Below are 11,869 nucleotides of genomic sequence, written 5' to 3'. Positions count from 1 at the left end.
CACCCGACCGTTACCAATCGCGCGCGTCCGGGTAGGCAACTGCTGGTCGTACAGCAGGTCACGGCTTCAAATTCCCATATTCAGCCTGTTGAATGTGACAAGGCAGAGAAGAGCTTGGCCATCCACTGCATTGCCGATTTACGTCCGGCGGACGGCGACACGCGTCGCACTTGATGACTTGTGTTAGCGGCTCTTACTGCTGCGGTGCCCTCAGGAAATTCATGCATCGATGCAACAACCTGGAAATTAATGTCGCGATTAACACGCAAAGTCATATCAATACCAGCGAACCGCAGAGCTGATGACGATAACAGGGAAGCGATGACCATAATAAAGCGGTTTTGTCTTCTTCATTACGTCATTCTACGGCCCCCATTCCATTAACCTGACAGAGCCGGGAGGCCTTGTCGATCTGTCGCATTTCACTGTATAGAATAACCATAGCGATAAGACCCGCTGCCATATCGGCAGCCGCTACGGAGAACAACAGGCCGTCTTGCCCATAAGCGTGCTGCAGCAAGGCCATCAGGGGCATCAGAAACAAGCCATGCCGCAGTACCGCTACAAGCGTTGCCCAGATTGCGTTGCCCTTGGCCTGCATGAAAAGCAGGCACACCTGTTGCATCCCTAACACCGGCAACGCACAATGGAATAGCAAGATCGCGCGGCTACCAATCTCTATCATCGCCGACTCGTGCGCAAACCAGCCGATGATGGTTCTAGCTTGCCACGCGACCCAGCCGGCATAGACTCCGGCGAACGTTAGCGCGACGGCAACCATAGCCCGAACCGCTTGCGCCACCCGTGTCCAGTTACCTGCGCCGACATTAAACCCAACAACCGACTGCGCCCCGCTGCACAGTCCATACAGCGGAAGTGCTGCCAGCATCGCCAAGCGGCTGGCCAAACCTATCGCCGCCACCGATGACTCACCGTAGCGAGCAGCGAACCCATTGAGCATGGACATGGCCGCTACCGCGAGCAGCGTATTGAGCGCTGGCGGAATGCCGATGCGGGCGATGCTCGCCAGCCGGCACCCGCAGCGTCCCACCGATGGCCACGATAAGACGATGGCTCCGTGCCTGCCCGCGAAATGTCGCCAATACAAGGTTAAGCCGCACAACTGGGCCAGAAATGTTGCGATGCCAGCCCCTTCGATGCCCAGCCCGAACCGGAAAATCATCACCGGGTCGAGTGCCGCGTTCATTGCGAAGGATGAAACTTGGGTCGTCATGCTGAGCACGGTATTGCCATCCGCTCTCACGATGAAACCACAGATCATATTGAATACCACTGCCACATAGCCCAACAGCAGCCAATGAAGATAAGCCACCGCCAGTGGCAAAATCGATGGTCCAGCGCCTAGCCATGTCAGCAAAGTTGGAGCCAACTGCCAGCCCGCGATAGCCGTTATGCCAGCAATTACCATCGCAGACCATAACGCGTGCGATGCATAATCGTTCGCAGAGTCATCGTCGGCACGTCCCAGGCTTCGAGCAATCAACGAGGCGGCCCCTGCACCGAAGATCTCGCCTATTGCCGTGATGCACATTGCAAATGGGAACGACAATGCCATCGCCGCGAGTGCTGCTGTTCCGAGCCGCCCCACGAAATAGGCGTTGAGCAACTGATAAGCGGCACTGACAGTGACGCCAATGACGGACGGAAGAGCCAGCCGCAGGATCAGTGGCAACAGTCGATCGTGGGCCATTGACTGCATCCGTAATGCCGCAACAGCTGGCGTGTTCATACTGTGGCCCCGTCCTTCACGCTTGTTGCGTCCACATCTTCCTGATTGTCCCTGAGCCATCCGGCATAAGCCGCGAGACAATGCAGCAACTGACGTCCCAGCATATTCGCCTCCTCTGCGGAAAAGCAAGGCAACGCACAATGCATCTGGATACGAAGTTTACCGTCCACACTATCGATATCTAACCACAACGTGTGATGACGGCTGGGCCCCATCTCATCACCCGTCCAGATCGTCGGTTGAGCAAGGCCGAGCAGCTTGCGCGTATGAAGATTATCTAACACAGCGCGATAGTTGACGACAACACGCGGCCAGTCGAAATCCACCAGTGCCTTCGCCTGATCATCCGGCAGCAGATACGCAGCCGCCCGTAGCCCAATGCCATGGATCCGTGCCGAATTGCGCTGACGACGCACCGCTTTCAGACGTTCCGCCACACTGAGTCGCCCCTCACAAATGATGGCCAGCGGGACAAGTTCCGCGGTAAAGCCCATAACCGTCGACAGATCCTGACCGGGCAGGATAGGCGTGCGCAGCATGTCCATGCTGTCCAGAAACAGCCCTCGTCGCTGGTTGCCCCGTCCTGCCACCTCCGCCAAGGCGCACAGGATGACGTCGAACGCGTCAAAGCCGTGCCGGTCCGGATGCAGATCGAGCAGAATCTTTGTCGATTCCGCATCCAGATCCAGATAGCGAATCCCCTTGTGCGCGCACAAGGCCTCGAAAGCAGCATCACTGTGCATCTGCCCAGTGTGGAGCATCTCGAACAAGCGCCGGCTGGAATCAGCGCCACTATCGACTGGCTCAACCTCGAGGACTGTTGCACCATCCTCACGCAGCAGTTCCCATGGCCGGCTTCGCCAATAAGCAATGTTGCTGTCCAACGAACCGCTCACATGTTCGCGCAGCGCCTTCACCCATCGATTCAACTGCGCGCGGCCACTGAATGCGGGAGCGGGTGCTTGGCCATGCTCTATCGCCAGATAGTAGCGTTCTACTTCGTCCAGCAGCAGCCGGAACCCATAGCCGTCGACCAGGAAATGATGAATTATGATAAAAATCCAACCGTGCGGCCGCCCACCGACCTCCGCCTCGATCAATTGGAAACGCGACATCCAGGTACGACCATCGAACCGGAATGCATATTGCGCTTGCTCAGCGATACCAGAGACCTCTCGCGTGCAATCCCCGAGCTCTGAGTACGAGCCCAATGCAACTCGCTCCAGATGCAACGCTCCGACTCCGGTATGGAAGCGTAGATCAGCGTCATCTCGAGAGATCCTGGTGCGCAACAGTGGGTAGTCTTTCGCCAACCTAACGATAGCGGACTCCAATATCGCCGGATCCAAACGGCAGCTATCGTCCTGCCAGATCGCGCACATGTTGAAATGCTCGTCTAAACCCATGCGCCGATTCATGAAGCGTATCGTAGGCGTTACTTCCACTCCACCGTCGATTTCGCCATCGTGGTGCACCAGTTCGCCGGAGCGGCCATCGATCAGCCCAGCCAGTTCGCGTAACACTGGATAATCGTACAACTCGCTGACAGAAAAGCGGATGTCCATCCTGGCCGCCCGCGCCACACAGCGCACGCTCAGCATAGAGGTACCACCCAGTGAGAAGAAATGCGCGTCCGCACCAATCGTCGACATACCAAGCACTTCCTGCCAAACCGCGGCCAGTGCATGCTCGGTCGTGGTGACCAGCGGCGCGAATACGCCCACCGCGGTTTGCCGTGGAAACGGCAAGCGGGAACGGTCCAGTTTACCGCCCGGCAGCTTAGGCAAAGCCCGCAAGCGAACAAATGAACGGGGAATAGTATGGGGCAACAGCGAATGACGGAGCATTTGTCTGAACCCATCCTCTGTTGACGGCAGCTTCGCCTCCGTGCCCACCACGTAGGCAGTCAACAGCGGCTCGCCATCCGCAGCGCGGTGCAAATGCACCGCGGCCTCCTCGACCCCAGGACATTTTCCCAAGACGTGAGAAATCTCATCCAGTTCAACGCGCAAGCCATGGATCTTGATTTGGTTGTCACGCCTTCCGAGGAACTCCAGGCGGCCGTCGTCGCGGTGACGCCCCAAATCGCCAGTGCGATAAGCCACAGTTCCGAAAGGCTGTAGCTCTGGCACCGAGTTAGCAACAAATCGCTCGGCTGTCAACTCCCTGCTGTCGTGATAGCCATTCGCCAGGCAGTCACCCGTCACCAGGATCTCCCCCACCGCACCTTGAACCACCGGCCGTAACTTGTCATCTACGACGGCTATGCCGACATTGGCCACCGGCTTACCGATCGGGACAGTCCGTTCATCAGCGCCCACTTCGCACACCTCTCCCCAAGCGGCGTTCGAGCTACACTCGGAGGAGCCGTAAAAGTTGAACAAACGGGCCTGTGGGAAAGCCTCGAGAAAGCGCCGAGCCAACTCCGGTGGCAACGCCTCAGCGCTTGAGGTGACCAGCCGCAAATCTGAAACCGACCGTCCGTCTCTCAATTGTGCCGTCAAAATGCCGGTGATCACCGGTGGCGAGCACAGCAGATGCGTTACCCGGTAACGATCTAGCTGCAATAGCAGCAGGGATGGATCTTGCAGTTCTTGCTGACTCAGCAGCAAACTAGGAACGCCTTGTAAGAGTGGCCCGAAGATTTCCCATTGACTGGCAACCAGCGCCGCCGACTTCTGCACTACGCAGGCATCGCCTGCCTGGAAGGGGAATTGCCCCCACATCCAGTGCAAACGATTTAGGCATGCTGTAGCGGGAACCACAACGCCCTTCGGTTTTCCCGTAGAACCAGATGTGTAGACGATCTGCAGCACTTCATGCGAACAAGATGGGGAAGGGGCGGCATCTGTTTCCTCATTGCCGTATGCAACTTCCTCCGACGGCAGTAAAACTAGCCCTCTGTCACGAAATGCTTCCCGCTGCAACGGCGTGGCAACGAAGGCCTTGGGAGCGACATCTTTAGCAATCTCAAGTATGCGACTTATCGGATAATTTGCCCCGATCACCGAGTAGGTTGCGTGCAGCTTGATCGCAGCTAGAATAACGATCAACGCGTTAATGCCGCGGTCAATGCCAAGCAGCACCCTGTCGCCGGCACCAACACCGGAGGCTGCGAGTCTGTTAGCAAAACGGTTGGCCGCAGTATCCAACTCCGCGTACGAAATGCGACCGCGCTCCCAGAAATAAGCAATATCCTCTGGCGACATTTTGGCACGCGCTTCGAACATTTCGCGTAGTGTACTAGCGCCTGTATAAGCCAGCCGTCCCCCGTTGTAACGCTTAAGAAAAGCCTTTTCAGCTGGGTGCCGCAGATCCAGCTCTGCAAGCGGCGCCGCCGGCGCAGCAATGATCACCTGTATAATTTGCTGCAGGTTGAGCAGCATTCTGGAAACGAGCTCGTCGGAGAATAGCTCAGTGCAATAGGACATCTGCAGATAGATGCCGTCCCCCTCTTCCTGACAGTAAAGAGTGAGATCGTACTTGGTATAACCGTTTTCCAATTCGCGTGCGACAATTGACACATCGTGCTGCCCCTCAGAAACCAGCTCGGCCTTTTCCGAATACATGTTGAACATCGCCTGGAATACGGGGGAAAAATTGCTTCCACGTACCACGTCAACTGTTTCCAACATCCGACTGAATGGATATGCCGCGTTGAAGGCAGCACCGATGACAGTTTGCTGCGTCGTGGCCAAATGTTCGATGAATGACTTATCAGGATCCATCTTCGCCCTTAGCGGCAACATGTTTAGGAAGAACCCCAGCAGGTGTTCCGTACCTGACTGTTCGCGCACTACATTCGGAGTGCCAACGATGATATCGTCCTGTCCGCTGTACTCTCTCAATAAAGCGTAAAAAGTCGTCAGTAACACGCTGAAAAGCGTGGTGCGATTGTCCGCAGCGAGTTCGCGAAGTCTGGACGCCGCGAGAGCCGGAATTTGTATGGCGTGTGACTTACCGGTGTAACGCATCCGCCTCGGACGAGGCTTATCGGAAGGCAGGGTCAGCACCGGCAACTCACCCGACAGCTGTTGTGCCCAGTACGAGCGCTGTCGCGCCCAGCAGTCCGATCGAAACTGCTCGGACTCCCATTTCGCGAAATCTGCGAACGAAATTTCGGCTTTGAGACCGTCCTCTGAACCGACTCCCGCCTGGTAAAATTCACGCAGTTTGCGCACCATTACCGAAAGCGACCACGCGTCCATAATGATTTCATGCGTGGTAAAGATGACAACATGCCGGTCGGAGCTCTCTCGTACTAGTAGTGCGCGATACAGTGTGCCTGCGGCGAGATCAAAGGCCGGTTGAAACTCGCTCGCCTTCAGTTCAGCCAACCTGGGGGCAGGATGGTCGCCGCAAAGGTCTATAAAGCGCAAACGACCCTTCGGCGGTGAATCGAAGGTCAAATATGGATTGCCGCTCTTTTCGACGAATCGGATGCGCAGTGTGTCGAAGTACTGCACCACCGCATCCCAAGCCCGACTAAAGCGATCTCGATCAAGCTCTCCGCAGCATTCGAGCGCCGTTTGCAAGGTATAGTTGGATGCTGTTGGATCAAGCTTCCACAAAAACCATAAGTGTTTTTGAATGTGGCTGGCCGGAGCCTCTCCGGCCTCATCACGGCGACTGACGACAATGGCGGGGAGCGACTCATGCCCATCCTCTTTCTCGGCCAGCAGTTCGGTCAACTCATCTATTGTGCAATGGTACAGGTCAACCACTGAAACTTCGCAGGCGAATTCGCTCCGAATACGGTTGATCGCAAGCATGGCGCGCAGCGAGTCACCGCCCATCAGCAAAAAGTTGTCGTTTCGCCCCAGCCGGTCTAGATGCAGTATCTCGGCTAAGAGCCTGCACAACCGAACCTGAAGACCGTCAGCAGGCTCCAGATATTTCACATCGGACAAAGGACGCAAATTTTCTGGGGAAGGCAATTGCTTGTAATCAAGTTTGCCATTGGCGTTTAATGGTAATTTCGCCAGCTCGAAGAAAAGATCGGGCAGCATGTAGTCAGGCAACTGACACGACATGTGTTCGCGTAAAGCGCTCCGTGTAACCTCCTCTCGAAGCTTGACGAAAGCCACGAGGCGCGGAAGTCGTTCCGCTTCCCCTGGACTAGTCAGCGTTTCCCTTGCCGTCAGTTTCACCCGATTGTCAGCGGGATAATGCACCACTACGGCCGCGGCCTCGACGGCAGCATGTAACCCCAACAAACCTTCCACTTCGTTAAGCTCAATACGGTGGCCACGCAGCTTGACCTGGCGATCTGCTCTTCCGAGACACTCCAGCAAGCCATCCTCACGCAGCCTCACGAGATCACCAGTCTTGTATAATCGATCATATCCGGGCTTATCGCTGAAAGGGTTAGCCACAAAAGCCTGCTCGGTACGCGCGTCGTCGTTAATGTAACCACGTGCAACGCCAACGCCGGCTACACAAAGTTCGCCTACGTCACCTGACGCAACAAGCGTCAGCGCCGCAGCATCTGGCCTGACCACATAGATTTCCAGATTGTCTATCGGTTTCCCGATTGGCATAAATACCTGACCTTCCGCCGGAGAGTTAGAGATCAGTGCATGCGTGACACCGTCGGCACATTCAGTTGGTCCATAATGGTTGAGGATGGGAATAGACGGGTACATCGCCAGCCAGCGTCGGCATACGTCGGGCGGCAATGCCTCTCCGACAGTGGAAATCCTGCGCAGCGCCGGCAGCGCGCGTGCATCGATCAATTCGACTTCGGCCACAAACGAGCGTAGTAGCGACGGCACAAATTGAATGACTGATACTTGGCATTTGCGCAACTCAAGCAGCAGCCTCGACGGATCGCATACGACGTCTCTATTAATGATCCGCGTGCACGCCCCCACTTGCAGCGCCGCCATAAACTGCCACAGAGAAATGTCAAAACAGTGCGATGCGGTCTGCGCCACTTGGTCAGTTTTACTGATATCCAGATCGTGTACTTTAGCGTGCAAGTGATTGATCAAGCTCCGCTGTTCAATCATTACGCCCTTTGGGTGACCGGTGGTACCCGAAGTAAAAATGACGTAGGCAAGATCACTACCTTTGCCTCTGGGCCCGGCAAAGGCTGCGCTCGATTCTTGCGCTTCCTCAATATCAAGAAGCACTAGTTCCGGTCTGGTTGTCCGCAAATATGCCGCCTGTTCGAAGGAGTTACGGGCGGTCAGCAGCAGGCAGCATTTACTCTTCTCCAGCATGTAATCCAAACGTTCCGCTGGATACTGGCGATCAAGCGGCATATAGGTACCGCGAATCTTAAAAACGGCAAGCATCGCAGCCAATAGATCAATTCCTCGCTCCATCAACACGCCGATGACGGGCGCCTCGCGGCCACAGCGCTCGGTCAGCGCCATTGCGATGCGGTTGGACTGCTCATCAAGCTCCCGATACGTTACCGACTCGCTACCATGCCTCGCTGCTATATGTTGCGGATAACGCCGTGCCGCATCACAGAAGTAGTCCACTGCCAATAGTGTTTTCATTTAAACCTCATTCACTCGCCTAAGTGCTTGAATTAACCGACCCTATACTAAAAACAGCTCTCTCGGCGGGCGACCGCGCAAGTATCCGTGGAATGATCGCCGAAAGGTTCATTGCGTTTGGGTTGGATAACAGGCTAACTCGCTATCTTAAGATATCGAAAATCACATCTTCTTCGCATTCTGTACATATTCAATATTTTGATATCTATTCACTTGAGCGTGTCACTTGCTCTGCTAAATTGAACCGCATTTTCATGCGGCCACCAATGCAACGGCCAAGAGCACTGGTTACCACCATTAGAATCCGTACCTATAGCCGCGAAAGATGCGGCTGACGCAGGCGCGTCACTACTCGCTTGGGTCGCGTAACGGCGCTATATCGCGCCAGCCCCGCAGTTCTTCCCGATCCTCTGAGAGCGAGTTCCTGGCACGCTTCCGAAACGGCCACGCAGCGCTCACTGGCAAAAAAACAGTATCGCGCTCGTGATGAAGGCTTTCGGATCATCGGAAACAAGCGAGCAATCGTGGGAGACCCGGTGCGTGATCTGTTCATCGTTAAAGTAACCGTCCTCAATCACAATGACGACCTGAGTTCGAGCAAGCGATGTCAGGTGAAGAAGGGAAATATGCAATAAGTCGTAGCAAGAAATTCACTTGATACAGGTTTTCGAACTGTATGCTGCAATATTAGAACCACGGTAAAGCGCCCGAAGAATTGAAGTATGCTTCGGCACTCGACGCTCCTGTAGCATAAGTTCAGAAGTATTCAACAGTCACATCATGGGTTAGGAGGTGCGACGAACTCTGCTGGTCGTCCTGACCGTCGCGTTGATGTCGGTCCTCCATGCTGCTCACTTCGCCGCACAGCTTCATTCTGTGCAGAGCCCTTGATATCTTTCTTTGTGAGATACATCGTTCGTCGGATTGCACAGCAACGCAGGAAAAAACTTCCTGCTCAGGGAACGGAATGGAACTGATGATCCAGAGCGCCGGTTCGTTAATAACGCGTAGCGCGGCACCTTGAGTGGACGCCGCAATAGAATGTCGACTATCATTTTTTGCAGATCTTGTCTGTGGTTCGTGAGGCTTTGGTGTGGTGTTCACGCTTCGTTACCTCCAGCTTCAATTTCCCCCGCGACAGCAGATGCAATAGTTGAGCCAACGCCACGACACACCTGAGAGATATCTCCCAACACATTGCTGATCGGGATGACTGATGGGCACTTACCCTCCAAAACGCTTGCGGGAACTTCCGGCAAGTATCGTTTGTGGGATTTACTGTGTTGCATATCCGACAATGTTGGATGTGCAACACCACGGATTGCCGCGACGAGGGCCGACCAAAGCGGCGAATTTACTGACGAGTGCATCAAATAGTGCATAGTTGGCTACGCGGCATACCGAACGTGCTTTTCTTGAACAGTTTCCGGATCACGTGAGGCTCTCTTTTGCCGACGATGCAAATGAGCGTTAATGGAATGGCCGCCCCCACCCAGCGGCATGGATGTGCCAAATCTGGGTCCACCCATCTTTGCAACCCTGATTTTCGATGGCGAGTTGGCTTGCCCAAATCTATTCGGCGTCGTTTTGGGGATCGCTCCCCGCGCCACGATGAGATTCGCGCCTGACGATCCTTAACAGTGGGTCGGCTTCGAAAGCCTGTTTGGCACGGAGGTTCTTCGTCAGGCAGGTATGCCGTTCACGTCATCAATTTTCAGTCGTCGCAAAACCAGTTGGGTGAGTGTGATCAATAAAGACGAGGCCGTGCTCGTTCAGGCCGGACGGGTGAAGCCGGCGTCGAATGTGGTTTGGCGCGCAACAACTGCCTAGGCGGTTCGGGCCAGCTTGTTGGCCAGTGCACACGCCACCACGTTTGAATGCCGTTGCGCGAGCATTGCGCGAACTCAGTCCGCTAGGCGGCCGGTTCGTTTCTCCAGGTCTCGCATGTAAGCTCGGGCGGGCAGGACGAGCAGGCGCCTGACATTTTTGTTGCCCCGCCGGCTGATCCTGAGAAAATTGGTCTTGCCGCCCGTACTGTATTGCCGCGGAACGAGCCCAACCGATGCCGCAAAATCGCGACTGCATCCGTACTGAGCCTGTGTGAAAACGCCATGGTCGCCTAAACTGGATTAACTCATTCCGCCTGGGTGACCGGATGAAGCGATTCATAGAAGGTGAAGATCGCAAGCAGGTGACGCTGCTTCCGGAGTGCCTTGATGATTTTGTCGCCGAGGACAATCCGGTCAGGATCATAGAGGCGTTCGTTGAAGAGCTAGACCTTGAATCACTGGGCTTCGATGGCGCGATGCGGTCGACTACGGGTCGCCCGTCCTATCATCCGGCCATGCTGCTGAAGATCTATATCTACGGCTACCTGAACCGGGTCCAGTCGAGCCGCCGCCTGGAACGTGAATGCCAACGCAATGTTGAATTGATGTGGCTCACCGGTCGGTTGGCGCCGGACTTCAAGACCATAGCTGACTTCCGCCGTAACAACGGTATCGGCATCCGCAACGTATGTCGCCGCTTCGTCGTCTTATGCCGTGAACTGAAGCAGTTCTCGCAAGCGCTCGTTGCCATCGACGGTAGCAAGTTCAAGGCAGTCAACACTCGCGATCGCAACTTCACAGAGGGTAAGGTCGACAAGCGCCAGAAGCAGATCGAGGAGAGCATCCAGCGGTATCTGAACGCGCTGGAGACCGCTGATCGTACGCAACCTGCCGAGTTGGAAGCGAAGACGACCCGATTGCAGGACAAGATCGCGTGCTTGCGCGAGCAGATGCGAAACCTCGATCAGATCAAGGAGCAGCTCAAGACGCAGCCTGATGGCCAGCTCTCGATGACCGATCCCGACGCACGTTCCGTGGCGACGAGCGGAAAAGGATCAGGTATGGTGGGCTACGACGTACAAGTAGCAGTTGACGCCAAACATCACCTCATCGTGGCTCACGAGGTCACAAACTCCGGCAGTGACCGGGCGCAGCTCAGTCCTATTGCGAAGGCTGCGCGCGATGCGATGGGCAAGACCAGACTGCGGGCAGTCGCCGATCGTGGCTACTATAGCGGGCCTCAGATCAGAGAGTGCGTGGAGGCCGGATCGCGGTAATGCTGCCGAAACTACGACATCAAGTGCAAAATGCCATGGTCGATTTGATAGGGCCGACTTCATCTACATTGCGCGGGACGACGAATACCAGTGTCCAGCCGGTGAACGGGCAATCTACCGTTTCGCCCGGGAGGAACATGGTATGCAATTGCGCCGATACTGGTGCAGCGCCTGCCCTCAGTGCTCAATAAGATCGCAATGCACGCTAAGTCCGTATCGGCGAATCACCCGATGGGAGCACGAGTCGGTGTTGGAAGGCGTTCAACGTCACCTCGACAAAACGCCAGATGCAATGACGATACGCAGACGCACCGTCGAACATGTCTTCGGGACGTTCAAGCACTGGATGCGTTACACGCACTTCCTGACACGCAGACTGAGCTTGCCTCTGAAAAACGTATCCCTTGCTGAGGTTTAAACTGCAGCAAGGAGAAACGAAGATGAGCCAATTGAAGCGTGCGCGGTACACCCTGGAATTCAAGCTGGAGGCGGTGCGGCTGGTGA

At 55.5% G+C, this 11,869-nt stretch carries 3 protein-coding genes and 2 pseudogenes; 1 reads left to right on the top strand and 4 read right to left on the bottom strand.

What is annotated here, in order from left to right; all coding sequences use genetic code 11:
- Window positions 1–358: 358 nt before the first annotated feature.
- The 4 genes and pseudogenes from AB3X94_RS40190 to AB3X94_RS40175 all read right to left on the bottom strand — a co-directional run.
- Entirely contained in the window at window positions 359–1,750 is a 1,392-nt protein-coding gene (locus tag AB3X94_RS40190) for an MATE family efflux transporter (protein ID WP_368594169.1), read from the bottom strand.
- Entirely contained in the window at window positions 1,747–8,259 is a 6,513-nt protein-coding gene (locus AB3X94_RS40185) for an amino acid adenylation domain-containing protein (protein WP_368614364.1), read from the bottom strand. The genes AB3X94_RS40190 and AB3X94_RS40185 overlap by 4 nt, the downstream gene beginning before the upstream one ends.
- 756 nt (window positions 8,260–9,015) lie before the next feature.
- Entirely contained in the window at window positions 9,016–9,363 is a 348-nt protein-coding gene (locus AB3X94_RS40180; protein ID WP_368594167.1) for a hypothetical protein, read from the bottom strand.
- A 722-nt stretch (window positions 9,364–10,085) separates the two neighbouring features.
- Window positions 10,086–10,352 (bottom strand): annotated as a pseudogene (locus AB3X94_RS40175) (transposase); the annotation flags it as partial.
- A gap of 62 nt (window positions 10,353–10,414) precedes the next feature.
- Between AB3X94_RS40175 and AB3X94_RS40170 the strand changes: the two are divergent.
- Window positions 10,415–11,747 (top strand): annotated as a pseudogene (locus AB3X94_RS40170) (IS1182 family transposase); the annotation flags it as partial.
- Window positions 11,748–11,869 lie beyond the last annotated feature (122 nt).

The sequence above is a fragment of the Paraburkholderia sp. BR10923 genome, from assembly GCF_040948765.1.
Taxonomy (GTDB): domain Bacteria; phylum Pseudomonadota; class Gammaproteobacteria; order Burkholderiales; family Burkholderiaceae; genus Paraburkholderia; species Paraburkholderia youngii.
The sequence above is the reverse complement of the archived record's forward strand: the minus strand, read 5'-3'. Positions and strand labels throughout refer to the sequence as shown.